This is a genomic window from Sinorhizobium sp. Y406 (assembly GCF_058732025.1).
On sequence record NZ_CM178974.1, the window covers coordinates 2,631,738 to 2,658,394 of the forward strand.

23 protein-coding genes are annotated in these 26,657 nt (G+C 62.7%); 5 read left to right on the forward strand and 18 right to left on the reverse strand.

The features are described from left to right. Positions 1-49: 49 nt before the first annotated feature. From AC4P1R_RS12640 to tolQ, 12 genes are all read right to left on the reverse strand, one after another. The gene (locus AC4P1R_RS12640; RefSeq protein ID WP_069459202.1) at positions 50-1,228 is read right to left on the reverse strand and encodes a phosphoserine transaminase; all 1,179 of its coding nucleotides are present in this window, start codon (positions 1,226-1,228) and stop codon (positions 50-52) included. A 155-nt stretch (positions 1,229-1,383) separates the two neighbouring features. Further along, on the reverse strand, positions 1,384-2,214 hold the full coding sequence (locus tag AC4P1R_RS12645) for an outer membrane protein (protein WP_492177051.1): 831 nt from the start codon (positions 2,212-2,214) through the stop codon (positions 1,384-1,386). Positions 2,215-2,460: 246 nt separating this feature from the next. Further along, positions 2,461-3,225 carry an outer membrane protein gene (locus tag AC4P1R_RS12650; RefSeq protein WP_069459201.1) on the reverse strand — a complete coding sequence of 255 codons (765 nt, stop codon included), beginning with the start codon at positions 3,223-3,225 and terminating at the stop codon, positions 2,461-2,463. Positions 3,226-3,609: 384 nt separating this feature from the next. Next, positions 3,610-4,962, reverse strand: coding sequence for a phosphoglucosamine mutase (gene glmM, locus AC4P1R_RS12655; RefSeq protein ID WP_069459200.1), 1,353 nt, complete (start codon positions 4,960-4,962; stop codon positions 3,610-3,612). 489 nt (positions 4,963-5,451) lie between these two features. After that, positions 5,452-7,389, reverse strand: a complete 1,938-nt coding sequence (gene ftsH, locus AC4P1R_RS12660) for an ATP-dependent zinc metalloprotease FtsH (protein WP_069459199.1) — start codon at positions 7,387-7,389, stop codon at positions 5,452-5,454. A gap of 116 nt (positions 7,390-7,505) precedes the next feature. After that, positions 7,506-8,831, reverse strand: a complete 1,326-nt coding sequence (gene tilS / locus AC4P1R_RS12665) for a tRNA lysidine(34) synthetase TilS (RefSeq protein WP_492177052.1) — start codon at positions 8,829-8,831, stop codon at positions 7,506-7,508. A gap of 10 nt (positions 8,832-8,841) precedes the next feature. After that, positions 8,842-9,846, reverse strand: a complete 1,005-nt coding sequence (gene ybgF, locus AC4P1R_RS12670; protein ID WP_069459197.1) for a tol-pal system protein YbgF — start codon at positions 9,844-9,846, stop codon at positions 8,842-8,844. Between the two features lie 191 nt (positions 9,847-10,037). Beyond that, positions 10,038-10,568 (reverse strand): peptidoglycan-associated lipoprotein Pal, encoded by a 531-nt coding sequence (gene pal / locus AC4P1R_RS12675; protein WP_069459196.1) that lies wholly within the window; start codon positions 10,566-10,568, stop codon positions 10,038-10,040. Between the two features lie 241 nt (positions 10,569-10,809). Beyond that, on the reverse strand, positions 10,810-12,117 hold the full coding sequence (gene tolB, locus AC4P1R_RS12680) for a Tol-Pal system beta propeller repeat protein TolB (protein ID WP_069459195.1): 1,308 nt from the start codon (positions 12,115-12,117) through the stop codon (positions 10,810-10,812). 82 nt (positions 12,118-12,199) lie between these two features. After that, positions 12,200-13,270 (reverse strand): cell envelope integrity TolA family protein, encoded by a 1,071-nt coding sequence (locus AC4P1R_RS12685; protein WP_069459194.1) that lies wholly within the window; start codon positions 13,268-13,270, stop codon positions 12,200-12,202. 9 nt (positions 13,271-13,279) lie between these two features. Then, positions 13,280-13,732 (reverse strand): protein TolR, encoded by a 453-nt coding sequence (tolR, locus tag AC4P1R_RS12690; RefSeq protein ID WP_069459193.1) that lies wholly within the window; start codon positions 13,730-13,732, stop codon positions 13,280-13,282. A gap of 24 nt (positions 13,733-13,756) precedes the next feature. Further along, entirely contained in the window at positions 13,757-14,476 is a 720-nt protein-coding gene (gene tolQ / locus AC4P1R_RS12695; RefSeq protein WP_069459310.1) for a protein TolQ, read from the reverse strand. A 493-nt stretch (positions 14,477-14,969) separates the two neighbouring features. Between tolQ and ligD the strand changes: the two genes are divergently transcribed. After that, a complete protein-coding gene (gene ligD, locus AC4P1R_RS12700; RefSeq protein WP_492177053.1) occupies positions 14,970-17,564 on the forward strand; it encodes a DNA ligase D in 2,595 nt (864 codons plus the stop codon). Positions 17,565-17,579: 15 nt separating this feature from the next. On the opposite strand, the gene ybgC is transcribed toward ligD, so the two are convergent. Beyond that, positions 17,580-18,035 carry a tol-pal system-associated acyl-CoA thioesterase gene (ybgC, locus tag AC4P1R_RS12705; protein WP_492177054.1) on the reverse strand — a complete coding sequence of 152 codons (456 nt, stop codon included), beginning with the start codon at positions 18,033-18,035 and terminating at the stop codon, positions 17,580-17,582. 126 nt (positions 18,036-18,161) lie between these two features. Between ybgC and AC4P1R_RS12710 the strand changes: the two genes are divergently transcribed. From AC4P1R_RS12710 to AC4P1R_RS12720, 3 genes are read left to right on the forward strand one after another with little or no spacing between them, the layout of a single operon-like run. Then, positions 18,162-19,382: an NAD-dependent epimerase/dehydratase family protein gene (locus AC4P1R_RS12710; protein ID WP_069459190.1), complete on the forward strand. Its 1,221-nt coding sequence runs from the start codon at positions 18,162-18,164 to the stop codon at positions 19,380-19,382. Beyond that, on the forward strand, positions 19,382-20,254 hold the full coding sequence (locus AC4P1R_RS12715; protein WP_069459189.1) for a glycosyltransferase: 873 nt from the start codon (positions 19,382-19,384) through the stop codon (positions 20,252-20,254). The genes AC4P1R_RS12710 and AC4P1R_RS12715 overlap by 1 nt, the downstream gene beginning before the upstream one ends. Continuing rightward, positions 20,251-21,147 (forward strand): NAD-dependent epimerase/dehydratase family protein, encoded by an 897-nt coding sequence (locus tag AC4P1R_RS12720; RefSeq protein ID WP_069459188.1) that lies wholly within the window; start codon positions 20,251-20,253, stop codon positions 21,145-21,147. The genes AC4P1R_RS12715 and AC4P1R_RS12720 overlap by 4 nt, the downstream gene beginning before the upstream one ends. 118 nt (positions 21,148-21,265) lie before the next feature. Here AC4P1R_RS12720 and AC4P1R_RS12725 read toward each other — a convergent pair whose 3' ends face one another. The 4 genes from AC4P1R_RS12725 to ruvC all read right to left on the reverse strand — a co-directional run bounded on the left by AC4P1R_RS12725 (position 21,266) and on the right by ruvC (position 24,534). Beyond that, complete coding sequence (locus AC4P1R_RS12725) at positions 21,266-22,168, reverse strand: metallophosphoesterase (RefSeq protein ID WP_492177055.1); 903 nt, start codon at positions 22,166-22,168, stop codon at positions 21,266-21,268. A gap of 1 nt (position 22,169) precedes the next feature. Next, on the reverse strand, positions 22,170-23,210 hold the full coding sequence (ruvB, locus tag AC4P1R_RS12730; protein ID WP_492177056.1) for a Holliday junction branch migration DNA helicase RuvB: 1,041 nt from the start codon (positions 23,208-23,210) through the stop codon (positions 22,170-22,172). Positions 23,211-23,353: 143 nt separating this feature from the next. Beyond that, complete coding sequence (ruvA, locus tag AC4P1R_RS12735) at positions 23,354-23,971, reverse strand: Holliday junction branch migration protein RuvA (RefSeq protein ID WP_069459185.1); 618 nt, start codon at positions 23,969-23,971, stop codon at positions 23,354-23,356. A gap of 50 nt (positions 23,972-24,021) precedes the next feature. After that, a complete protein-coding gene (gene ruvC / locus AC4P1R_RS12740) occupies positions 24,022-24,534 on the reverse strand; it encodes a crossover junction endodeoxyribonuclease RuvC (RefSeq protein ID WP_069459184.1) in 513 nt (170 codons plus the stop codon). Between the two features lie 169 nt (positions 24,535-24,703). On the opposite strand from ruvC, the gene AC4P1R_RS12745 reads away from it, so the two are divergent. After that, complete coding sequence (locus tag AC4P1R_RS12745; RefSeq protein WP_151611583.1) at positions 24,704-25,702, forward strand: LLM class flavin-dependent oxidoreductase; 999 nt, start codon at positions 24,704-24,706, stop codon at positions 25,700-25,702. Here the strand turns inward: AC4P1R_RS12745 and AC4P1R_RS12750 are convergent. Further along, positions 25,699-26,643 (reverse strand): dihydrodipicolinate synthase family protein, encoded by a 945-nt coding sequence (locus AC4P1R_RS12750; RefSeq protein ID WP_207544028.1) that lies wholly within the window; start codon positions 26,641-26,643, stop codon positions 25,699-25,701. The genes AC4P1R_RS12745 and AC4P1R_RS12750 overlap by 4 nt on opposite strands. Positions 26,644-26,657: the final 14 nt, after the last annotated feature.

Consider the following 26,657-nt stretch of genomic DNA (forward strand, 5'->3'; position numbering starts at 1 on the left):
ATGGAAAGGGGTGCTTCGCCCGCCTTGAGAGCGAAGCATGCGCATCGGATCAGGCGGCCGCCTGCGAAAGGGTCGCCTTCTGGGTCTCGAAGGCCCAGGTCAACCACGGCATCAGGGCCTCCAGATCGGCGGTCTCGATCGTCGCGCCGGCCCAGATGCGAAGGCCGGGGGGCGCATCGCGGTAATGGCCGATGTCGAAGGCGACGCCCTCCCTGTCGAGGAGCGCGACCACGCCCTTGGCGAAGGCTGCCTGCGCATCCGTTTCAAGCACCGCCACATCCTCGTCCACGATCTTCAGGCAGACGGAGGTGTTGGAGCGCGTTTCCGGCCTGGCCGCGAGGTTGGCGATCCAGTCGTTCTCCGCGACGAAGCGGTGAATGACCTCGGCATTGGCATCGGCACGCTCGATCAGCGCCTTGAGACCGCCGAGCGACTTCGCCCAGAGGAGCGCATCGATATAGTCCTCGACGCAGAGCATCGACGGCGTATTGATCGTCTCGCCGGTGAAGATGCCTTCGATCAGCTTGCCGCCCTTTGTCATGCGGAAGATCTTCGGCAGCGGCCAGGCGGGGACGTAGCTCTCCAGCCGCTCCACCGCACGCGGGCTCAGGATCAGGATGCCGTGCGCACCCTCACCGCCCAGTACCTTCTGCCAGGAGAAGGTTACGACGTCGAGCTTGGAGAAATCGAGCGCCTGGGCGAAGGCGGCGGAGGTCGCGTCGCAGATCGTCAGCCCCTTGCGATCCGCCGGAATGAAATCAGCATTCGGGACGCGAACGCCCGAAGTGGTTCCGTTCCAGGTGAAGACGACGTCGCGGTCGAAGTCGACCTTGGAGAGATCAGGCAGTTCGCCATAGTCGGCTTCGAAGCGCCGAACATCGGCAAGCTTTAGTTGCTTGACCACGTCGGTGACCCAGCCTGCGCCGAAGCTTTCCCAGGCGAGCATGTCGACGCCGCGGGCGCCGAGCAGCGACCAGAGCGCCATTTCGACGGCGCCGGTATCGGAAGCGGGCACGATGCCGATGCGGTAATCGGCCGGCACTTCGAGAATTTCACGGGTAAGGTCGATGGCTTGCTTGAGCTTCGCCTTGCCGATCTTGGCCCGGTGCGAACGACCGAGCGCGGCATCGGAAAGGGCTTCAAGCGTCCAGCCGGGGCGCTTGGCGCAAGGACCAGAAGAAAAATGGGTATTCGCCGGGCGCGCGGCCGGCTTGGCAGGCTTCGTCATATGCTATCCTCTCAGATAGAAGCCCCTCGTTGGGGAGGGGTGTCCCGCCGTCGGGAATATTGCGGGACAGAGAGGAAGTCAAGCGGCTTGCGTCGCGTTTGATAAAATTTATGGCGCTTCGAGAAAATCGCTGCACGAGGCGGTCGATCCGCGACTCACCAGAATGCGAGACGCAGCCCGACGCGGAATTCGTGCCGCGCAAGGCCATCGTCATGGCCCTTGGCGCCGCTTGCACCGGCAAAGCCTTCTTCCCCAAAGTCGAACATGTCGCCGCCGGCAATGTACGAGAAGCGGTAGCCCAGATCCAATTTCAGGCGATCGGTGACGTCATAGGAGACGCCAGCCATCAGCGCATAGGCGAAACGCCAGCCGTCGCGCCCTTGATAAGAGGCTCCGCCCTCCGAACCGGCGCACATGCCTAGGCCCGCGATACAGGTCGAGCTTTCGTGCGCCGTCTTCCAGTCGAGATGGGTCGCGCCCAGGCCTGCACCGACATAGGGCGTGAACCCCGCAAGCGTTGCGAGATCGACATAGCCATTCGCCATCAGCCCGAGTGCCGAAAAATTGGCTCTGTGGGAAAGGGCGCAGGAGGTTCCGGCCCCCTCCCCGGCACAAGGCGTGGCCCTAAGCGAGGCGCCATCGAAACGGCCCTCGAAATATTCAGCCGTGACATCGGCGCGGAAGATGTCCGTAAACTGATAACCGAGGCCGATCGTGCCTGACACCGGCCTGCCGAAGCGGGTGTTGTCAAAGGGAACCGTCTCGTAACCGGCTCCATCGAAGGTTCGGTAGTAGGGATCACCCTCCCCGCTCCACGGCGCATAGCCAATGTCGCCGCGCAGGTAGAGGCGGTCGCCATCGTTTCCTTCGGGCGAGATAGTGATCTCCGGCGCGTCGAGCAGGTCCTCGTCGGCAGCTTCTGCCGTGCCGGAAAGCAGCAGGCCGGCACCCAGAGCGATGCCGCAAATCCCGTTCCGCCAATCCATAGTCCCGCCTCTTCACCCATCGTCGAACGCCAGCGGATATGCCGGCATGACCGTTGGCGTTAACTATTGGACGGGACAAGTTAACCGTGAGTTAACCATGTTTATTAACTGCGGCATTTAGCAAAAAGGGCCGCGTCTGCGACCCTTCGGAAGTGCGGCGACTTTGAAGCGTCTGCGCTGCTCTATCTGTTTGTTTTCTGCCGCATTTGTGCGACGTCAGGCGATTCCGCCTGACTGCAAAATGCTCTATTGCAGCGAGTAGCGCATGCCGAGCTTGAAATCGTGCGAGGTGATGTCCTCGAAGTGCATCGGGGGCGACGAGAAGTTCCCGTCATAGCTGCGGATGGTGCTGGTTCGCGCATTGCCGAGATCCACATAGCTGTAGCCGAAATCGACGGCCAAGCGATCGGTCGCCTGATAGGCGACCCCGGCATGCAGCGCCCAGGCAAAGTTCCAGGTCGGATCGCTGCTCGCGGAGGCAACGCCCAGGTTCGGTACGTTGATATCGCGGAAATTCGAAATTGTGTTGCGCGACGCACCGATGCCGGCGCCGACATAGGGCTTGATGCCATTCCAGTCGCCAATGTCCACATAGACGTTCGCCATCAGCAGCCATTCGGACTTGGCGCCGTCATAGTCGTTGGTGCCGTCCCATACGCCGTCGCCATCCTCATCATACCGGTCGAGGGCAGCGAAGTCGGCCTTGCCGCGGTATTCGACAATGCCGTCGAGGCGCAGCCAATCGTTGAACTGATAGCCGATACCCAGCCCCCCCAGCGGCGCGCTGTCGAAGCTGCCGCTATCGAGGAATTGGTGCACGGCGACGTCGTCGAACGCGCCGTTCTCGAGGTGACCGAGCCGCTGATTGCTCATGCCGAGATGGCCGCGCAGATACCATCCGCCGGACAGCACCACCGGCGGGTCGCCGGGATCCTCGATATAGAGATCGGCCGCCACTGCGGGTGTGCCGCTCAACAATGCGGCGATGATCGCAATCAAGGACTTGTTCATAACATGCTCCGCGAGAATTCTAGGCCCACGGCGTCTCGCCGGAGCGGTCATGCAACTTCGGTTGCATAGAATTCGCATGCACCAGTTAATTTCAGATTAAGCATAGAAATTTACTGTGTTTTTTAACAAATACCGATGCTAGGCACCAAGCTTTCCATGCGACAAGAAGGGACCTGCAATCGATGCCGGCCCTTGGATATAGATTCCGTGGAACGCCCTGCCTGTGACGTAAAATCCTACAGTTCAGGCATTTAGCGCGGACGCCGCACGCCCGCTCCTGGAATTTTCGTGAGGCGAAATGGAAATCGAGCGGTCCATTGCCTGGCACCGCCCAAGGAATCCATTAGAAGTAGAGGTGCGGAAGCCGCACGAGAGAGCCGCAGGTCAAGCGGCGCTGCGAACGCTGCCGATAACATTGACCAGTTCGTCGACAATCCGCTCGACCTTCCCGCGATCGTCGCCTTCGGCCATCACGCGGATCAGCGGCTCGGTGCCGGAGGGGCGGATCAGGAGACGGCCGCTCTTCGCGAGCTCCGCTTCAGCGTCGGCGATTGCCTGGCGCACCGTCTCGTCCTCCAGCGGCTTGCCTGCCGAGATACGTACGTTCTTCAGCACCTGAGGCACCGGTTCGAAACGCTGGCAAACCTCGCTCACGGACTTACCCTGCCGCTTGACAACCGCTAGCACCTGCAGCGCGGCCACCAGCCCGTCACCGGTCGTGCCGAAATCGGAGAGCACGATATGTCCGGACTGCTCTCCGCCGACATTCAGCCCGTCCTGGCGCATCTGCTCGACGACATAGCGGTCGCCGACCTTGGTGCGATGGAGCTTCAACCCGCGCGACTTCAAATACCGCTCGAGGCCAAGATTCGACATGACGGTCGCAGCGATGCCGCCACCCTGCAGCATGCCGTCTGTGGCCCAACTGTCGGCGATCACCGCCATCAACTGGTCGCCGTCGATAACCGTTCCGGTCTCGTCGACGATCACCACCCGGTCGGCATCGCCATCCAGCGCAATGCCGATATCCGCGCGGACTTCGTGCACCTTCTTCTGCAGGGCTGTCGGATGGGTCGAGCCGCATTCGAGATTGATATTGACGCCGTTCGGCTCCGTTCCGATCGTCACCACCTCGGCGCCGAGTTCCCAAAGCGCAGATGGCGCGACCTTGTAGGCGGCGCCATTGGCGCAGTCTATGGCGATCCGCAAGCCTTGCAGCGTGACATCGCGCGGCAGCGTCCGCTTCGCCTGTTCGATGTAGCGGTAAATGTCGCCGTCGACACGCTTTGCGCGGCCGATGTCCTCGGGCTTCGCCAGTTGAGCGGTCATGTCCTGATCGAGCAGTTCCTCGATCTTTTCCTCGATCTCGTCGGAAAGCTTGTAGCCGTCGGGCCCGAAGAGCTTAATGCCGTTATCGCGGAAGGGATTGTGCGAGGCGGAGATCATCACGCCGATATCGGCGCGCAGGGACCGCGTCAGCATCGCCACCCCGGGCGTCGGGATCGGCCCGAGCAGGAAGACATCGAGACCGGCTGCCGTGAATCCGGCGACCATCGCGTTTTCAAGCATGTAGCCCGAAAGGCGGGTATCCTTGCCGATCACCACGCGATGGCGGTGGGCGCCATTGCGAAAGATGGTGCCGACGGCAACACCGACTCGCATCGCGAGATCCGCCGTCATCGGAAAGATATTGGATTGCCCGCGAATGCCGTCGGTGCCGAAATATTTGCGCTTCATCTGTACTCCATTGTCCCGCTTCGCCGGACCCCCATCTACCGTCCGTGTGTTCTTGCCTGTTCCACGGACGGTTTTCATCTTCCGCGAACTCGCCACTGCGTGTCTCCTTTGCGCGTCTGACAAGACGTGCGGCCGCTGTTGTGCCATCTTTGCCACAAAAGCGCGATGAACGGCAGCAAACCTATCATCAGAAATCATTACAGCGCGTTACCTACCGCATGTCTCCGTAAATCGAGCTCGACTTCTACAGCGCCGCGCGTCTTATAAGACGCGCAAAGGTCGCTGTAGCACTTTGAATTTACTGCATGTCTTTGTCCTTTAATCGAGGTCGACTAAAGGAGACATGCAGTAGCGTGCGCGTCTGAAAGGCGCACGGCGGCGTACTGCATTGGTGCCGATAGCCGTGCAGCGGACTTGGGCCCCGATCTATAGAAAAGGCCGCCGCCCCTTCCGGAGCAGCGGCCTATGACGGCGGTCCAGATGAAGCTTCTATTGCGGTTGCGGCTCGAAGCCGCCTTCGGGCTCCTCGCCCTTGGTGCCGACTTCCTTTTTCGTGCCGGCCGAAGGCACCGCCGATCCGCGATGTGGCGGCGTGTCGTCGCCGAGATCGCGGGCCGGCTTCTCGCCACGGATCAGGGCTTTGATCTCGTCGCCGGTCAATGTTTCGTATTCGAGCAGCCCTTCCGCGAGTGCAACGAACTCGTGGTTCTTTTCCGTCAGGATACGACGCGCCTCTTCATAAGCGTCATCGATCAGACGGCGAATCTCGTTGTCAATCTTCTGCGCGGTCGCTTCGGAGACATTCTTCTGTTGCGCCACGGAATGGCCGAGGAAGACCTCCTGCTGGTTCTCGCCATAGGAGACCTGGCCGAGCTGGTCGGAGAAGCCCCATTGCGTGACCATCGCGCGGGCGAGCTTGGTCGCCTGCTCGATATCGGACGAGGCGCCGGAGGTGATATTCTCCTTGCCGAAGGTCAGCTCCTCGGCGACGCGTCCGCCCATCATGATGGCAAGCCGCGAGATCATCCACGTGTAGCTCATCGAGTAGCGGTCGCCCTCGGGCAATTGCATCACCATGCCGAGTGCGCGGCCCCGCGGGATGATCGTCGCCTTGTGCAGCGGATCCGCCGAGGGGACGTTGAGCGCGACGATCGCGTGGCCGGCCTCGTGATAGGCGGTCAGCTTCTTCTCGGCCTCGGTCATGGCGGAGGAGCGGCGCTCCGCACCCATCATGATCTTGTCCTTGGCGTCCTCGAACTCCTGCATGGTGACGAGACGCTTGTTTCGCCGCGCCGCCATCAGCGCCGCCTCGTTGACGAGGTTCATGAGATCGGCGCCGGAGAAGCCGGGCGTGCCGCGGGCAAGCACCTTGAGATCGACATTCGGTGCGAGCGGCACGTTGCGGACATGCACCTTGAGGATACGCTCGCGGCCGTTGATGTCCGGGTTCGGCACGACGACCTGCCGGTCGAACCGGCCTGGGCGCAGGAGCGCGGGGTCGAGCACGTCTGGACGGTTGGTCGCGGCGATCAGGATGATCCCCTCATTCGCCTCGAAGCCATCCATTTCGACCAGCAACTGGTTCAGCGTCTGCTCACGCTCGTCGTTGCCGCCGCCGAGACCTGCGCCGCGGTGACGACCAACCGCGTCGATCTCGTCGATGAAGATGATGCAGGGGGCGTTCTTCTTCGCCTGCTCGAACATGTCGCGGACGCGCGACGCACCGACGCCGACGAACATCTCGACGAAATCCGAACCGGAGATGGTGAAGAAGGGAACATTCGCCTCACCAGCGACAGAGCGGGCAAGCAGCGTCTTGCCGGTTCCGGGCGGACCGACGAGCAGCACGCCGCGCGGGATACGGCCGCCGAGCCGCTGGAACTTTTGCGGGTCACGCAGGAATTCGACGATTTCCTCGAGGTCCTGCTTGGCTTCATCAACGCCGGCGACATCGTCAAAGGTCACCCGGCCATGCGCCTCTGTCAAAAGCTTGGCCTTCGACTTGCCGAACCCCATGGCGCCGCGCGAGCCGCCTTGCATCTGGCGCATGAAGAACAGCCAGACGCCGAGGATCAAAAGCATCGGCAGCAGCGTGCCGATATAGCTCAGGAAGCCGGAGGAGCCGTCGGCTTCCGGACGCACCGTCACCGTCACGTCCTTCGCTTCCAGCCGCTCGGTGAGCGCGGTATCTACCGCAGGCGCATAGGTCTGGAAGGTCGAGCCGCTCTCGGTGTAGCTGCCGATCACCTTGGAACCGGTGATCACCACTTCCTTGACGCGGTTGGCATCGACGTCCTTCAGGAACTGCGAGAAGGGAATTTCACGCGAACCCGTGCGCTCGGTCGGCTGCTGGAACATACTGAATAGCGCTATCAGGAGAAGCGCTATGATTGCCCAGAGGGCAAAATTTCGAAAATTAGGGTTCATCGAACTCCCCGGAACCTGCCGCAGCCTGGCTTTTGCCGGACCGCACTCTTGTTCCTTAACATAAGGTTCCTGCGCTGCCTTGCCAAGGCAAACCGCTGGCTACCCTTCCTTTTCCGTCAAACATCGTGAACCGGCGGAGCGGGATAGCGTTCCCGTCCGAAAAGCACGGCAACGGCATCAGCCATGATCCTGTCGAAACCGGGCAAAAAGGTGTCATAAAGCCCGATACGGCACTCGATCACCGCCGCCTCGCGCCCTGAACTTTCGGGCTCCGCAGACACGATGCGAGGTGCCACCTCCGAAGCCCTTCTCGCAACCCCCTTCGGCAGTCCTGCGTCAATAAGCCTCTGCTGGAGCGCGGCTCCATCCACGCCGGCGCTCACCGTCAGGGCGGGTCCCAGGCTCGCAATGCTGAAGCGCCCATCCCAAAGGCCCCTGCCCCCGGGTCCGATGCCGAGGACCGGAAGGTTGCGCGGTTCTCGGTAGAGATAGAGGCCGCTGCGACGCCGGTCGAAGACCACCCGCCCGGCGGTCATGCGACCTGGACGGTCCGATCGCAGAAAATCCGAAAGCCTCTTGATCGTCGCGCGCGCCGGAAGGTGGCCGCGCCCCCCGAGGACTGCGGCAACCGACATCAGGCCGCGGCGCCAATCCGGGTTGTCCATCTTCACCGCACTGGATGCCGCAATCTCGGCAACAAGTGCCTCGTGGACCTTTACTCGTTCCTCGATCAGCGCCGCCGCCCTTGCCGAGGAGGCGGCCCGTTGCGCCCCACTCCAAACGGGCGACGACGCGCAATTCGACCTATCCACATCCGCGCGCAGGCGGGCCCGCTCGAATTGAGGATTGACGTTGCTCGGATCGTCGGACCACCCGATGCCCCTCCTCTCGAGGTAGGTGCGGATTTCGGCGCGGCGAATGCCTAGGAACGGCCGCAAGACCCAAATTTGCCGGGCGTACAGCATTGTTGCCGCCATGCCTGCGGCTCCCTGGCCCTCGCCCGTTTCCCCTTCGACAGGGTGGCGCGCGCCGCGCATGGCGATCGTCTCGCACTGATCGTCGGCCGTATGGCCGGTGGCGATGCAATCGGCGTCAAACGCGTTGGCCGCTACGGCAAGCAGTTCGTAACGCTTGTTGCGCGCTGCCGCCTGAATGCCGGTCCGGGGTTTGTCGCCCTCCCAGCGAAGAACTCTATGGGGGATATCGAGCTCGGCGCAGAACCTGCCGACCGCTTCGGCTTCAACAGCAGACCCGGACCGTAGCGCGTGATCGACGGTACAGGCGGCAAGGGAGAAGCCGCCCTTCTCTTCCGCGATCGCCGAATGCAGGGCGAAGAGCAGGCCCATGGAATCGCTGCCACCGGAGACGGCGACGAGTATCCGGCCGGGTTTGACGAAGGATGAGAGAAGACGTCTGGCCGCATCGAGGACGGCGTTGGGCATCAAACGGGCCTCAGCAGCCGAAGCGGCTCTGCTCGCTGGTCACCTTCGCCTTAACGGCGGCCGATGCCTGGGGATAGCGCTTGTTCACCTCGCGCAATGTCGCGCAAGCCGTTTCCTTGTTGTCGAGAGCCCCGAGCGACATGCCGAGCTTCAACAGCATTTCGGGTGCCTTGGGCGATTTGCCGTAGGTCTGGTGCGCGTTCAGGAAGGTCTTCGCCGCATCGCTGAAGTTGCCCTGCGAATATTGCGCTTCACCCATCCAGAAGCTGGCGTCCGCCGCCTTTTCCCCCTCGGGAAAAGCCTCGAGGTATTGGCGAAACTCCTGCTCGGCCAAGCCGTAATCGCCGGAAAGAACATGGCCGTAGGCGGATTGATAGAGATCGCCCGCATTGCCGAGCGCGGCCGTCTGCTGGCCCGCTGCCGCATTGCCGTCGATACCGGCCGTACCCTGGTCGGCCATGCCCGTATCGACACCCGGCAGAGTGGCGTTTGCGCCCGGCTCGATATCCGTGGTGGCCGAGACCGGATTGCCGTTCTCGTCGAAAATGATCTGGCCGAGCGTCGTCGGCGGCGGCGCAGCGCCTGGAACTGCCGCAGCCATGTCGTCATCGGCCGACGCGGTCGGTTCCGGGCTCTCCGTCACCTCGGGGGTGACGGATGCCTGGTCGTTCATCTTCGGCGTATCAAGAGCGCCGCTTTTCTTGCCGGAGGACCTGCCGCTTTCGAGATCCTGGAAACGGAACTCGTTGTCCTCCTGGAACTTCCGGATCTGTTCCTGCATCTGCAGGAGTTGGAAGCTCATTTCCTCGATACGCCCGTTGAGCGAGCGGATCTGTTCCTCGAGCTGGCCGATCCGACCGGCGTCGGCCGACTGCACTTTCACCACCGGCAGGTCATCTTTTCCGGCTTCGGTTATACGGGCAAAGAGCCCGGAGAGCGGCATGGCATTCGCGATTGGGCCGAGGCTCGTAAGGGCCGTCAGTCCAACGAGTCCTGCCACGACAAATTTCTTCATATCATTTGTCCTGTTCGAATCCGATCGTCCCACCCCATGGCGCCACAATACATTCGCCGATTCCCTGAGGTGAGCGCCGCACAGTTTTCCAATTGCCGTGAAAAAGCAACGGAGTTCGGCCAAAGTGTGGTAAAAAAGCAAAGGGCGGCACTCGGCCGCCCCTCAATTTGGCTTTTCACGGGAGCTGAAGATCAGCTTCCGGCACCACCGAGAACGGTAACGGCGCGGCGGTTCTGCGACCAGCAGGAAATATCGTCGCAGACGGCCACCGGCTTTTCCTTGCCGTAGGAGATCGTGCGCATGCGGTTGGCGGGAACACCGCGGCTGACGAGATAGTCGCGGGTCGCGGCAGCGCGGCGGGCGCCAAGCGCCAGGTTGTATTCGCGGGTGCCGCGCTCGTCAGCATGGCCCTCAACGGTGATTGCGTAGTTCGGATATCTCGCCAGCCATTGCGCCTGGCGGTCGAGCGTTGCCTGAGCATCGGCGCGGATCGAGCTCGAATCCGTATCGAAGAAGATGCGGTCGCCGACATTGACCGTGAAGTCCTGCTGCGAACCCGGCGTTGCCGCGCCGGCGCCGAGGCCGAGACCGGCGGCATCGTTCGGCAAGTTCTTCTTCGAAGCGCAGCCGGCAAGGGCAAGCGTCATCACGAGGGCGATCATGACCGGATTGCGGGCAAAGGTCTGCAGGCGGCTTGCGGCCGGGGTGTCAATTCGGCTCATGGGGCCGGGTCTCCTTGAGAAGCGTCATAAGAGAGGTGTCTGAATTCACGGTTGCCAGACTGTAACCGGGAGCGGTTAATTGCTCTTCAACGGATATGGTTAACAAAACGGAAATCGGTGTGGGAAGGCCCCTACACCAGTACTTTGCGGCGAGAAAGCGGCAAATGGGCCACATTTCACGCCCTTGCTGTGGATATCCCGCCCCTTAATATCTGGGGCGGGCTAGATCGAAATCGGCGTTCTATTCCATCAGCGGCGACCAGGCCGGATCGGAGGCGAAGCCCTGGGTCTGGATCAGCTGCTCGTTATAGCCCGTGAGATCGATCGAATAGAGCTGCGGACCGCCGGCGCCGGCATTCTGGCGGAAGAACATCAGCACACGGCCGTTCGGCGCCCAGGTCGGGCCCTCGTTGTGGAAGCCCGTGGTCAGAATGCGCTCACCCGAACCGTCCGGCTTCATCACGCCGATCGAGAACTTGCCGCCCGACTGCTTCGTGAAGGCGATGAGGTCGCCGCGCGGAGACCAGACCGGCGTGGAATAGGAGCCGTCTCCGAAGGAGATGCGCGTCTGGCCGGAGCCGTCTGCCCCCATAACGTAAAGCTGCTGCTTTCCGCCGCGGTCGCTCTCGAAGACGATCCGGCTTCCGTCCGGCGAATAGGACGGCGACGTGTCGATCGCGGCGGTGTTGGTCAGCCGCGTCGTCGTGCGCGAGCGCAGGTCCATGGTGTAGATATTGGCGTTGCCGTCCTGCTGCAGACTCATGATCACCCGCTGCCCGTCCGGCGAGAAGCGCGGCGCGAAGGTCATGCCGGGAAAGTTGCCGACGACCTCGCGCTGTCCGGTTTCGAGCTGCAGCAGATAGACGCGCGGCTGCTGGTTCTCGAACGACATGTAGGTGATTTCCTGCCGGTTCGGCGAGAAGCGCGGCGTCAGCACGATGTCGTTCGTGTTGGTCAGCGCCCGGGCATTGGCGCCGTCCTGGTCCATGATCGCGAGCTGGCGCTTGCGCGCATTCTTCGGTCCGCTCTCGGCGACATAGACGATGCGGGTATCGAAATAGCCCTTCTCGCCGGTGATCCGCTCATAGATCGCATCGGCAATGATATGCGCGACGCGGCGCCAGTTTTCCGGCTGGGTATAGAACTGTTGGCCCAGCATTTGCTGCCCGGCGAATGTATCCCACAGGCGGAACTCCGCCTTCAGCCGGCCGTCGCCTTCCTGGGTGACGCGACCGATGACGAGCGCCTGGGCGTTGATCACCTTCCAGTCCTCGAAGCGCGGGGCGGCATCGGGATTGGAAATCTTCTCGATGAAGGCACCCCTGTCGACCGGCGCAAAGAGACCGGAGCGCTTCAGGTCGGCAGCAATCACGTCGGATATTTTCTTGCCGAGTTCACCCTGCAGGAAATCGGTCACGGCGATCGGCAGCGGCTCGACATTGCCCTTGTTGATGTTGATCTCGACGAGCGCGTTCGCCGGCGAGGCAAGAAGCCCACAGGCCGCGAACAGCACCATCAGAAGGCGGAAAAAGTTGCTCAGCATTTCCATAAAGCCTTTCAGCCTTTCGTCTTTCTGGCGGGTCGGAGATATTGCGCGCGGTTTCCCGCCCCGCATCCCGTTCCCAGCCGGTCTAGAGCATTGAGCTCGGGTCGAAATTGACGACGACCTCGCTCCACGAATCGTATTTGTCGGCAGGCAGCCCCTGAAACGGCGCGGACTTGAGAATCGCGCGACGCGCACCGCCCATCAGCGCCCGGCGCGCCGAGTCGGAACCGCCTGTGGCTTCGACCTCGGGCTCGCCGATCAGGCTGCCGTCCCGGTCGAGCCGCATCGTGACCTTGATGCGCACGTCTGAAGCGTCGGCCATACCGGGGATGATCGACCAATTGTTCTGGATCTGCCCGCGCAGGGCGTCGATCTCGCTCTGCGAAAGCTTTTCACCGGAGGTGGTCTTCTTGCCGCCCAGAGCCGCTTCCTCGGTCGAGCGCTTGGCGCCGCCGCCGGAAGACTCCTGCTTGTTCAGCAGTGCCGCAATCTCGTCGGCATTGAAGTCGCTCTCCTTCTGCGAGGTCGCCTTCTTCTGTTCCTTCTTCGCCTCTTCCTTCTTGCGCTCGGGCGTCTTGGCCGTCTGCGCCGGCTGTTCGACCTTCGGCTTCGCCATCGGCGTCGGCACCTTGTCGGGCAGAGCCTCGGCCTCGGGATTTTCGGCCGGCTTCTCTTCGGCGGGTATCGCTTCGGGGATCGTTTCCGGCTTCACCTCCTGCTTCGGCGTCGGCAGGGCCGCGACTTCCGTTGCCGGTTCGGAGGCGGGCTTCGTTTCTTCGACCTTTTTGATCTCCTCCATCACCGGGTCGGGAGTCGGCGGGGCCTTCTCCGTTTTTTCCGGAGCGGCTGCCGTTTCCTTCTCAACCGGCTTAGCGTCCGGCTTCGGCGGCGCCTTCAGATCGATGTCGTTGTCGCCGACATTTTCGGCATTTTCGACTGGCGTCGGCTTCTTGGTCGGAACCGGGGAGGCCTTTTCCTTGGCCGGCGCCTTTTTGTCGCCCTGTTGGATCTGGGTGATCGATTCGACCGGTATGATGTCGACCGGCAGCGCCTCGACATCCGCAACCTCGAATTCGGCCGGGCTGCCGAGCGACACCAGCGCCCAGGTCAGGACCAGGGCGTGGAGGACAGCAGATGTAGCAAGACTGCCCTTCATGACCGGAGATCACTTTTCCTGTTCTTGGAGCGTTACGAGCCCGAGATTCTTGAAGCCGGCGGCCGAGATGCGCGCCATGACCTTCATCACCGTGCCGTAGTCGGCATTGGTGTCGCCGCGCACGTAGATGCGCTCGTTGTAGCCGGTAGTGGCGATCGCCTCGAGCTTCGGCACGACCTCGTCGATGCCGATCGGCGTCTCCTGCAGAAAGATCTCGCCGGCCGGATTGACCGAAACGGTAATTGGCTGGGTGTCCGCGTTCATGGCCTTCGCCTGCGTTTCGGGCAGGTCGATCGGCACGCCGACCGTCATCATAGGCGCCGCCACCATGAAGATGATCAAGAGCACCAGCATCACGTCGACAAGCGGCGTGACGTTGATCTCGCTGATCGTAGCCCTCCTGCCGCTGCGCCGGCGGCGTCCGCCGCCCGAACCCCTGGCTCCACCAACTGCCATACCCATAAGCCTGGTCTCCGTGCCCGGGGATTACTGCGCAGCCTGGCGCGAAGGCTGCAGCTTCTCGTCGATCTGCCGCGACAGGATGGCGGAGAACTCGTCGGCGAAAGCTTCCATGCGCGCCGTCAGCTTGCCGGAATCGGCGGTGAATTTGTTGTAGGCGATAACGGCCGGAATGGCGGCGAGCAGGCCGATTGCGGTCGCCAGCAGCGCCTCGGCGATGCCGGGCGCCACGACGGCGAGGTTGGTCGACTTCGAGCCGGCGATCGCCTGAAACGAGGTCATGATACCAATCACGGTGCCGAAGAGGCCGATGAAGGGCGCAGCCGAACCGATCGTGGCGAGAGAGCCGAGCCGCGCCTCGAGCGTCTCGGATTCACGCGCGAGCGTCACGTCCATGGCACGGTCGATGCGCATCTGCAGACCGATGGGCGAACGGGCGCCGCGCTCGAAGCTCTTCTTCCATTCGCGCATCGCCGAGACGAAGATCGCGCCCATCCCTGTGGTATTCCGGTCGGACAGCGTGCGGTATAGCTCCTCCAGCGACTGGCCGGACCAGAAAACCTGCTCGAAATTGTCGAGCTGGCGCCGTACGCGTCCGTACTTCAGGGACTTGTCGACGACGATCGCCCAGGTCCAGACCGAGGCTCCGATCAGCCCCAGCATGACCAGCTTCACGACAAGGCCCGCCTGCATGAACAACGACCAGAGGGTCACATCGCTCGTCGCGGCCAATCCTACCTGTTCCATCGATTCAGTCCCCGAATCCAAATACCCGGCAGAGCGGTTCATGCTCGTGACCGGGTTGCCCAAAGGTCTTTTGCAAGTATGCCCCGGCATTGCCACCCATCGCGGCACTGCGATCTTTTGCTTTAGCCTGCCTTCTTGCCGTCAATTTTGGTCAAAGGATGACGTGCAGTGCACAAATCCTGATACACAGATTAAGACACCGTTATAGTTAAAGGAGTATTACCGGACGCCACCACAAGCGGAACCTCGCCGCCCTTTGAACGTTTCGGTTCCATGTTTTTCAGGCCGTCGAGACAAACTCGGGAACCGCCACTGCCGCAAGCCGGCCGCCGCAACGGATGAGGTGTGGCGACGGCAGCGTGCGCAATGTGGAAAGGCCAGCTTCGCCAGCTCTTCAGCGCCAAGCGGACGGAGGGCAGCGAGGGCAAGAAGACCAAGGCGCAATCCTCGTCCTCCGGCCGCAGCCGGCAGCAATCGGCGTGAGGAGAGATCCATGGCGGCGCGCAGTGAACCGCTTTCCGAATACAATCGGCGCCGCGACTTCGCCAAGACGCGCGAACCCAAGGGTATGGTCGCGCAAGGGCGCCAGAGCCGGAAGCGCTTTCTCGTCCAGAAGCACGCCGCGACTCGGCTGCATTACGACTTCCGCCTCGAGTGGGAGGGGGTGCTGAAGAGCTGGGCCGTCACTCGCGGGCCGAGCCTCAACCCGGAGGACAAGCGCCTTGCCGTACGGACGGAGGATCATCCGCTCGCCTATGGCGATTTCGAGGGCACGATCCCCGAAGGTGAATATGGCGGCGGCACGGTCATGCTTTGGGACACGGGCTGGTGGGAACCGGAAGGCGACCCGGCCGAGGGGCTGAAGAAGGGCAAGCTCTCCTTCCGCCTGCATGGAAGCCGCATGAAGGGGGGCTGGGCACTCGTCCGCATGCGGCCGCAGGGAGGCGAGAAACGTGAAAACTGGCTCCTCGTGAAACACAGCGACGAAATCGCCTCGGAGGACGGCGATGCACTCGTCGAGGACCAGGTGACGAGCATCCGCACCGGGCGCACGATGGAAGAGATTGCCTCCGGCAAGGGCGAAGGGAAGGCACGCGTCTGGCATTCGAACAGGAGCACGGCTGCCAATCTCGAGGCCGGTGCAATAGCCGAGAGCGGCGACCGGCAGAAGTGGCGGTCGCGCTCCTTCGCGAAGGCGCCCGACTTCCGGCCACCTCAGCTTGCGACGCTGGTGACAAAGGCACCCGCTGGAGACGATTGGCTAAGCGAGGTGAAGTTCGATGGCTATCGGCTGGTTTGCACGGTCGGCGGTGATGGAGCGCGCTGCTACACGCGCAACGGCCTCGACTGGACCAAAAAGTTCCCCGCGATTGCCGCCGCCCTTGCCGAACTCGATTGCAAGTCGGCGCTGATCGACGGCGAGGTGGTGGCGCTATCGCAAGAAGGTTCCAGTTTCTCCGCCCTTCAGAAGGCGCTCAAGACCGGTGCCAGCGCCCGCCTCTATGCGTTCGACCTGCTCGAGCTCGACGGCAAGGACCTCAGTCGCCAGCCGCTCGTCGAAAGAAAGGCGAAGCTTAAAGCGCTGCTCGACACGCTTGGCGTGACGGCGACCATCCAGTACAGCGAGCATGTGCGTGGCAGCAGCGCGCATGTGCTTGCCGCCATGTGCAGGGCCGGACAGGAAGGCATCGTCGCCAAGGAGGCGAACGCTCCCTATCGCAGCGGCCGAAGCCGGAGTTGGCTGAAAGTCAAATGCACGAAACGCCAGGAGTTTGTCATCGGCGGCTATACGCCTTCATCGAAAAAAGGCCGGCCCTTCGCTTCGCTCCTGGTCGGCACCTTCGAAGGCGGCAAGCTCGTCTATCGCGGCGGCGTCGGCACCGGCTTCACGGGCAAGACGCTCGATGAGCTCGCAGCGCTTTTCGCCAGGCGCAAACGCCAAACGTCGCCCTTCGATGCGGTGCCGCGGGAGCGAAGCCGCGATGGCTTATGGCTGAAGCCCGACCTGGTGGCGGAGGTCGATTTCGCCGAGTTCACCGATGACGGCCATATCCGCCACGGCTCGTTCGAGGGATTGCGCGAAGACAAGGAGGCCAAGGCCGTGAAACTGGAAACGCCGAATGCCGCAACCGCCAAGGCCAAGACGCGCCTACGCAAATCCCCGGCGGCGAAGAGCTCCAGGCCCATAGCGAAGGGAGAGGACGAGGTGCTCGGCATCCGCATCTCCAATCCCGACCGAATCCTTTTTCAGGGCCAAGGCATCAGAAAGATCGACCTTGCCCGCTACTATGCGGTGGTCGCCGAGCGGATGCTGCCGCTTGCAGCCGGCCATCCCCTCTCGCTGGTGCGCTGCCCGCAAGGTCGGCAGAGAAAGTGCTTCTACCAGAAACATGCGAGCGACGGCTTTCCGAACGAGATACGGGAAGTTCCGATCGAGGAAGCATCCGGCGAGACCAAGAACTATATGTATCTGGACAATGCCAACGGGTTGGTCGCCGCCGTTCAGATGGGAACGCTCGAATTTCACATCTGGGGTTCAACCATCGACAAGCTGGAACAGCCGGACCGCCTGGTCTTCGACCTCGACCCCGATCCGAGCGTCGGCTTCGCCACGGTGAAGTACGCGGCCAAAGCGCTGCGCGACGAACTCGGCCGGATCGGCCTGACGTCTTTCGCCCTCGTGACCGGCGGCAAGGGCGTGCATGTGGTCGCGCCGCTCGTCCGCCGCGCCCCCTGGGAAGAGGTGAAGCGCTTCGCCAAGACTGTCGCGCAAGGTTTCGCGGATCGCGATCCCGATCGATTCGTGGCCACCATGTCGAAGGCCAAGCGCAAGGGCCGGATCTTCATCGATTGGCTGCGGAACGAACGCGGGGCCACGGCGATAGCCCCCTATTCCACCCGCGCCCGCGAAGGCGGGCCCATTGCCACGCCCGTCGGCTGGGACGAACTCGAAGCCCTCGGCGCCGCCAACGCCTTCCAGATGGCCGACATTCTTCAGCGGATCGAAAGCAGCACGGATCCCTGGCGCGAGTTCGGCAAGGCAAGGCAGTCGCTGACGAAAAAGCTCCTGGACTCGGTCGCGGGCTGAGATCGACCGTGCGGTTTAGGCCGCGACGGTCTGCGCAGCCAGAAATTTCGCAGCCAGCGCCTCCGGCAGCCGGCGCGGCCTGCCCTGACCGTTGATCACCGCGATAATGACCTTTGCCGCAATCAGCAGCGCATCGCCGCGCCGGATCTGCTGCTGCAGCACCATCTTGGCGCCGCCGGCCTTTTCCGTTGCGGTTTCGATCGTCAGCACGTCATCCATGCGGGCCGGCGCCTTGAAATCGATTTCCATCCGATGGACGACGAAGACAAGCCCCTCCGCGTCGCCTTCGATCGCGAGGGTCGCCTGTTCGACCCCAAGCAGCCTGAGATAATCCGTTCGGGCCCGTTCCATGAAATGGAGATAGCGGGCATGATAGACGACTCCGGAAAAATCGGTGTCCTCATAATAGACCCGCTGGATCAGTCGATGGCCGGTTTCGGTCAACTCGCCGGCAAGCGAAATCAGTGACATGGCATTCTCCGGGAGGATTTGGTTTCCTGTGCAGGATCGAAAAGGCATTTGCAAGTATTTGTCGCTTTGTCACAATCCTGTCCTATCTGATGATCCGTCCCTTCCTCCCGATCAGGAGAATCGTGCATGAAGATTGCAATCCTCGGCGGTGACGGTTTCGTCGGCTGGCCCACCGCGCTCCATCTGTCCGATGCGGGCCACGACATCCATATCCTCGACAATCTCTCCCGCCGCTGGATAGACACCGAACTCGGCGTGCAATCCTTGACCCCGATGGATTCCATCCAGGAACGCACGCGCATCTGGCATGCGGAGACCGGTCGGCGCATACACTTCAACCTGATCGACCTCGCCCGCGACTACGAGCTCCTCAAGAAGTGGCTGCAGGAACATCGTCCCGACGCGATCGTCCACTTTGCCGAGCAGCGGGCGGCACCCTACTCGATGAAAAGCGACCGGCACAAGAATTACACGGTCAACAACAACGTCAACGCTACCCACAACCTCTTGAACGCTCTGGTGGAGATCGACCTCGATGCACATCTCGTGCATCTCGGCACGATGGGCGTCTACGGCTATTCCACCGTCGGCGCGGCCATTCCCGAAGGCTATCTGCCGGTCGGGATCGAGACGATGGGCGGCGAGACGGTGAGCCAGGAGATCCTTTATCCGCCCAATCCCGGTTCGATCTATCACATGACTAAGTGCCTCGATCAGTTGCTCTTCCAGTTCTATGCGAAGAATGACGGGCTCAGGATCACCGACCTGCACCAGGGCATCGTCTGGGGCACACATACGGAACAAACCCGGCGCCATCCGCAGCTCATCAACCGCTTCGACTATGACGGCGACTATGGGACGGTCCTGAACCGCTTCCTGATCCAGGCGGCGATCGGTTATCCGCTGACGGTGCACGGCACCGGCGGCCAGACCCGCGCCTTCATCCATATTCAGGATTCCGTTCGCTGCATCGAACTCGCACTGTCGAACCCGCCGGCCGGCGGCAGCCGCGTCGAGATATTCAATCAGATGACTGAGACGCATCGCGTGCGCGACCTTGCCGAGATGATCGCCAAAATGACCGGCTCCAAAATCGCCTGGCTGCCGAACCCGCGTAAGGAAGCGGCGGAGAACGACCTCGTCGTGCACAATGAGAAGTTCCTGGAGCTCGGGCTCGACCCGATCCGCCTTGCGGATGGGCTGCTTTCTGAGATCGTCGACGTCGCGAAGAAATTCGCCTATCGCGTCGATCGCTCGCGCGTGCCGGCCGTCGCCGCCTGGACCAGGGACATCGCTCCGCTGATCAATCACGATCCGGAGGGCACGCGGCTGAAATCCGTTTCGTGATGGCACAGACGACCGCTTCGGAGGGGCTCCGCCCCTCCTCACCGCCCTCTGCAGCCCGTGCCTTCGTGACGCTCGTCACCAATGCCGATTATGCACTCGGCGCGCGCGCGCTCGCCCGCTCAATCCGCCGCACGGAAACGACGGCAGACATCGTGGTGCTGCATACGGGCGGAGTGGACATTTCCGCGCTCTTGCCGCTCCGGAAATTCGGCTGCCGGCTGATCGAAACGGAACTACTGCCGCTTTCCGACGAATTCAACGCGCGCCATGCGCGCCGGAATGTGCACGAGAAGGCGCCGTTCACGAAAGGCCGGAAGCCCGCCTTCCACTCGCCACTCGACAATTTCTGCAAGCTGCGGCTTTGGCAGCTCACCGAATACGAGTGCTGCGTCTTCATCGACGCCGACGCGCTCGTTCTGCGCAATATCGACAAGCTGTTTCTCTATCCGGAGTTTTCGGCAGCGCCGAATGTCTATGAGAACCTTGCGGATTTCCATCGGCTGAATTCCGGTGTCTTCGTCGCCGAGCCCTCGCTTGCGACATTCAAAAGCATGCTGACGGCCCTCGATGCGCCGGGCGCCTTCTGGCCGCGTACGGACCAGACCTTCCTGCAAGACTACTTCCCCGACTGGCATGGATTGCCAGTTACGATGAACATGCTGCAATATGTCTGGTTCAACCTGCCCGGACTTTGGGATTGGCGTTCGATCGCCATCCTTCACTATCAGTACGAAAAGCCGTGGGAAAAGGACCATCCGCGCGCAGACAGCCTGCGCCCACTGATCGAGCTCTGGCAAGCCTACCTCACCGGCGAGAGCATTCCCGACGCTGCAGCGCTTCAAAATCCCCCACGTGCCGGAACCGCATCGTGAGCCGCGTCCTCGTCTCCGGCGGCACCGGTTATGTCGGCCGCTTCATCGTCGAGCATCTGCTTGCAAGCGGTTACAAGGTGACGGTGGCCTGCCGATCGCGGCCAGCAGCAAGCTTCTTCTCCCGGCCGGTCGCCTATTTGCCGCTCTACCTCGATCCGGACCGCGACCAGATCGCCGCCTTCGACGATGTCTGTTATTTCGTCCACGCGGCCTTCGAGCATGTCGAGGGCAGGTATCGCGGCGGCGAAGGCGGAGACCCGGAGGGGTTCCGCCGCGCCAATCTCGACGGCTCGATTCGTCTCTTCGAGGAGGCGCGCAGTGCCGGCGTCCGTCGCTCAGTCTTTCTTTCCAGCCGCGCCGTCTATGGCAAAACCGCCTCACCCATCCTCGACGAGTCGACGACGCCCGAACCGGACACGCTCTACGGCGAGGTGAAACTCGCCGCCGAGAACGTGCTCGAATCGCTTGCAGGCCCGGCTTTCGTGACCGCGAGCCTGCGCGTGACCGGCGTCTATGGCCAGGCCGGATCCGTCCGACGCCACAAATGGAGCAGCCTTTTCGCCGATTATCTCGCCGGCGCGTCCGTGCCGCCCCGTATCGGCACCGAAGTCCATGGCGACGACGTCGCCCGGGCCGTGCGCCAGATGCTGGAAGCGGATCCGGCGAAAATCTCCGGCAAGGTCTTCAATGTTTCCGACGTCCTGACGGACACCCGCGAAATTCTGGCAATCTTTCAAGCAGCGACAGGCTGTCCCCATCCGTTGCCGCCGGCAGCCGATCCGAACGGTGTCAAGGTTATGACCACGGACAGACTGCGCACCCTTGGGTGGACCCCGGGCGGGCAGGAACGACTGGCGGTCACCATTGGGGGACTGGCGCGGGATCTCCTATAGAAGAAACTGGCAAGCGTGTCAGCCGCCGACGAATTTCCCTCGCCTCGCCGCAAACTGCGAGGCCCTTCTCTCCGCTTGCAGGGAGAAGGTGCCCGACAGGGATGAAGACGGTCTGCGGTCACCCAAGGTCGACCACAACGATCTCCGGCGGCACGCCAAAGCGGATCGGGGCGATGGAGCAGCCGAGACCGCCCGAGACGATCAGATTGCGATCATGCTCTACGATATGGCCATAGGCATAGCGGTCGCCGAAACGGGACGGTACGACCGGTGAATAGCCGGCAAGCCGCACCTGACCGCCATGGGTGTGCCCGGAGAGCGTCAGCGAGACGCGCGACGGCACGTCTGGAAAGATGTCGGGTTCGTGCGCCAGCAGGATCACCGGCGCCTTATCAGTGACCTGCGCAAGAGTCCCGCCGAGATCGTCGAGGCCGATCATGCGCCGCCGTTTCCAGATCTTGCCCGGGCGAAGCGCGAGTTGGTCTTCGAGCCCCGCCAGCCAGAAGCTGAAGCCGTCCTTCTCCAGGCGGATGGCGCGATTGCTGTGGACCTCGATACCGACGCGTGTCAGCGCCCGATGCGCGAAAGTGTCGCCGCCGCCGTTCTTCTGGGCGGTCCGGTCTTCCCACCAGTCGTGATTGCCCATCACCGCATGCACGCCGAGCGGCGCTTTGAGCGTCGAGAGCGCAGTCGACCACTCGCTCGCAGGAACGCGACGCGTGACAAAATTCATGCCCGAGGCATAGTCACCGAGAAGCAAGGTGACATCGCCGCGGAGGCTGTTGGCGCGCTTGCAGATCGAGACGATGCGCTCGGCCGACATCCAGGGTTCGCAGGCATGCAGATCGGCGAGTGCGACAAGACGCAGCTTGAGGCCCGGCGTCCAGCCGGGCGGAGTCATCTGGTAGCGGGCGATCGAGAGCCGCCCGAGCGGCTCGACGGCCAAGGCATAGCCGCCAAGCGCAGCGAAACTTGTGAACCCGCCGCCGACCAATTTCATGAAGCCGCGGCGGTTGATCATCTCAGTCGTCCTCGAGTGTCAGCCGGAATTGGGCCGCCTCTACATCCTTGGGCGGATTGAGGCCGAGATGCTTCCAGGCATTTGCCGTCAGAACGCGGCCACGCGGGCTGCGCTGGATGAAGCCCTGCTGGATGAGATAGGGCTCGATGATATCTTCGATTGCGTCGCGCGGCTCGGAAAGCCCGGCTGCGATTGTATCGATGCCGACCGGCCCGCCACCGAAATTCTGGGCGATCATCGCCAGATAGCGGCGGTCGAGCTGGTCGAGACCCACATTGTCGACCAGCAGGCGCGTCAGGGCCTCGTCGGCAAGCTCGCGCGTCACGGCGTCGGCGCGGGCGACCTCGGCGAAATCGCGCACGCGCCGCAGAAGGCGCCCGGCAATGCGCGGCGTGCCGCGCCCTCGTCGGGCGATTTCGCGCGCGCCTTCGTCGGTCATGCCGAGGCCCATAAGCCGCGCGCCGCGCCTGACGATCGATTCCAGCTCGTCGACGGTATAGAAATTGAGCCGCACGGGAATGCCGAAGCGGTCGCGCAAGGGCGTCGTCAGGAGCCCGAGGCGAGTCGTCGCAGCGACGAGGGTGAACTTGGAGAGGTCGATCTTCACCGAACGCGCCGCCGGCCCTTCCCCTATGATGAGATCGAGCTGGAAATCCTCCATTGCCGGATAGAGAATTTCCTCCACCGCCGGATTCAGGCGATGAATCTCGTCGATGAAGAGCACGTCGCGCTCCTCGAGATTTGTGAGAAGTGCCGCGAGATCGCCGGCCTTTGCGATCACCGGACCGGAGGTCGAGCGGAAATTGACGCCCAGTTCCTTCGCCATAATCTGCGCCAACGTCGTCTTGCCGAGACCGGGGGGACCGACGAAGAGAACGTGATCGAGCGCCTCGCCGCGATTGCGCGCCGCCTCGATGAAGATCTTGAGGTTGGCGCGAGCCTCGGCCTGGCCGGTGAACTCGTCGAGGGACTGCGGACGCAAAGTCGCGTCAACATCTTCACCTCGCTTTTCCGGCGCTATCAGGCGTGCGGCTTCATTCATTTCAAACTTCCATCTGCGGGCTGGGTCGCCTGGGCCATCCGACGGCGCGGGGCAGCTTTCAACCATAGTGCGAGCGCGGCCGCCGATCCAGTCCGATCACGCCCGCGAGCCTCATTCCGATGCGATTGCGGCCGCACAAAGGCTCATCGCGCCAGCTCCTTCAAGCCGAGCCGGATCAGCTTGGCACTGTCGCCGCCTTCCCCGCCATTCTTCAGGGCCGCGGCAACGGCATTTGCCGCCTGGTCGCGCGAATAGCCGAGATTGGTCAGCGCGGAGACCGCATCCGCGACCGGTGCCGAGGCGCCCCCCTCGCCGAGCTCCTGCTTGAAGCCGATCGAGGCCGACATCTCGCCGGCAAAGGCGGGCGCCTTGTTCTTGAGCTCGGTCACGATGCGCACGGCTACCTTCGGACCGACGCCGGGGGCGCGCGCAACCGAAGTCTTGTCCTGCAGCGCGACGGCATTGGCAAGTTCGCTTGGCGTCAGTGTCGAAAGCAGCGCCAGCGCCACCTTCGATCCCACTCCCTGGACCGTTTGCAGCAGGCGGAACCATTCGCGCTCGAGCGCCGTCAGGAAACCGAAAAGCCTCAATTGGTCCTCGCGCACATAGGTCTCGATGAAGAGCGCCGCCGCCTCCCCCGCCGATCCGAGCTTCGAAAGCGTGCGCGCCGAACAATGGGCGACATAGCCGACGCCATGCACATCGAGCACGACGTAATCCTCGCCGATCTCGTCGATGGTGCCCTTGAGTTTACCGATCATATGGCTCTCGTTGTCCTATTACGCCGTTACTTCCATCTGGGCCCCAGCCATTACCCCGCAAGCGCCGCCAGACGGCTGGTGATAGCCTGGCGGTTATGGGCGTGGCAGATCGCGATGGCAAGCGCGTCGGCAGCGTCGTTGCCCTTGAACTCGGCCTTCGGCATCAGCACCTTCAGCATCATGTGGATCTGCTGCTTCTCGCCATGGCCCACGCCGATCACCGCCTTCTTGACGGCGTTCGGCGCGTATTCGGCGACGCGCAGGCCCGCCCGCGCGGGAACCAGCATGGCGATGCCGCGCGCCTGGCCGAGCTTCAGGGTCGCGGTCGCATCCTTGTTGACAAAGGTCTGCTCGACTGCTGCTTCGTGCGGCTGGAAGCCGTGCACCACATCGGCGAGCCCGTCATGCAGCTCACAGAGGCGGGACGCGAGGTCTTTGTCGCCGTCCGACGTCACCGTGCCGGAAGCGACGAAGCGCAGCGAGTTGCCCAGCGTCTCGATTATGCCCCAGCCGGTGCGCCTCAGGCCCGGATCGATGCCGATAATGCGAATCGTAGTCTGCATGCCTCACCCTATGTCGGTCGATGAGACGCTGCCAGCGAAAAGTGAACAAAACAAAAACATCACACAGAAAGAGCGGGACATGGGCGAAAGCGGTCGGACGAACCTTGGATTGAGGAAACTTGAACCTACATTGCCATCGCTCAAATTCTTTTGAAGAAAAGGCATTGCCATGGCCCCCTTCTCCATCCTCGACCTGTCGCCGATCACCGAAGGCGGCAGCGTCGCGCAATCGCTCGAGAACTCCCGCCAGCTGGCAATCGCGGCCGAAGAGAACGGGTACAAGCGCTTTTGGCTGGCCGAGCATCACGGCATGAAGGGCATTGCCAGCGCGGCAACGTCGCTCGTCATTGCGCATGTCGCATCGGCGACGCGGACGATCCGAGTCGGATCGGGCGGCATCATGCTGCCCAACCATTCACCGTTGGTGATCGCCGAACAGTTCGGCACCCTGGCAGCGCTTTTTCCCGGCCGCATCGATCTCGGCCTTGGCCGCGCGCCGGGCACGGACATGCGTACCGCGCAGGCATTGCGGCGCAACATGGAGGCGAGCGCCAGCAATTTCCCCAACGATGTCGTCGAGCTTCGGGCACTGCTCGGTCCGGTCGCCGAGGACCAGAAGGTCATCGCCGTGCCCGGTGCCGATTCCAACGTGCCGGTCTGGCTGCTGGGCTCCAGCCATTTCAGTGCCCATCTTGCCGGCATGCTGGGGCTTCCCTTCGCCTTCGCCTCGCATTTCGCCCCGGACATGCTGCTCTCCGCGCTCGAGATCTATCGCGAACGCTTCACGCCCTCGCCCGAGCTCGACCGGCCGCATGTGATGGTCGGCATCATGGGCGTCGCTGCCGACACGGATGAGGAGGCAAACTATCTCTTCACCTCGATGCAGCAGTCCTTCGCAGCGCTCCGCCGCAACGCCCGCGGCCGCTTTCCGCCTCCGGTGAAGTCGATGGATGGCCTGTGGAGCCCGGATGAGAAGACCTTCGTGGATCACGCCATGGCCTATGCGGCGGTCGGCGGTCCCGAGACCGTCCGCCGGAAGATCGCATCCTTCCTCGATCTCACCAAGGCCGACGAACTGATCATCTCCATGCCGATCTTCGACATGGATGCGCGGCTTCGCTCGCTGAGGCTCTTCGCCGAGGTGAAGCGGAGCCTTGCCGCCAGTTAAACGGCGGCGCTGCTTGCAGCTCCGATCCTGGCGCGGAACATGTCCGTTCCCTGGACGATCCGGTCGATGACGGCCTCGAGCGCCCAGTATCTCTCGTGGAGGTCATAGGGCACGGCGCGGCTGGACGTATCGGCAAAGGTGCCGAGCCGCTTGTGGTAAAGCTTTGCGAGCTTCGGATAACCCATCGGTTCCGTCTGCGCCGAAAGTACCAGGAAAACCGCGAGTTCGTCGGCGAGCTCGGGATATTCCGCCCCATGATCCTGCAGCCAGCGGTACAGATCCGGGTGGAAATTGTTCATCACTCCGCAGAAGCCGGCGCCGGTCACCTGCATGGCCGCATAGGCGATCGCGGCATTGGCGTTACAGATGAGGAATGGCGTATTTTCGGCGATTGTCGCCCTGCGCTTGACGGTATCGAGATCGCAGGAGACATCCTTCAGCAGGATGAAGCGGCCCGACTGCGCGCAGAAATCGATCTCATCATCGGTGAGAAGCCGGCGATAGGGCGCCGGACATTCATAGAGGCCGAGCGGCACGTCCTTCGGCAGGGCTGCGAGCAACGCATCGAACGACGCGCGCACCTCCGCCGCACCGGCCGTCTCCGGGGCCAGCCGGTTCGACACGAGGATCACCGCATCCGCGCCGGTATCGGCAATGGCCATAAGCTCGGTGATCTGATCATCGAGGCTTTCGGAAATGTGCCCGGAGGACACCACCGGAATGCGGCCGGCAACCTTTTCGACGGTGAAGCGTGAGAGATCCACGCGCTCTTCGAGCGACAGAAACCGCATTTCGGAGGACTGGCAGACCGCGAAAAGCGCCTCCGAACCATTGGCGATGTACCACTCGATCAAGGCCTCATAGCCGCCCCAATCAATTTTTCCGTCAGGGCCGAAAGGCGTGATCATGACGGGAATGATTCCGGCGATGCGTTTGCTCACTTGAGACTCCATGG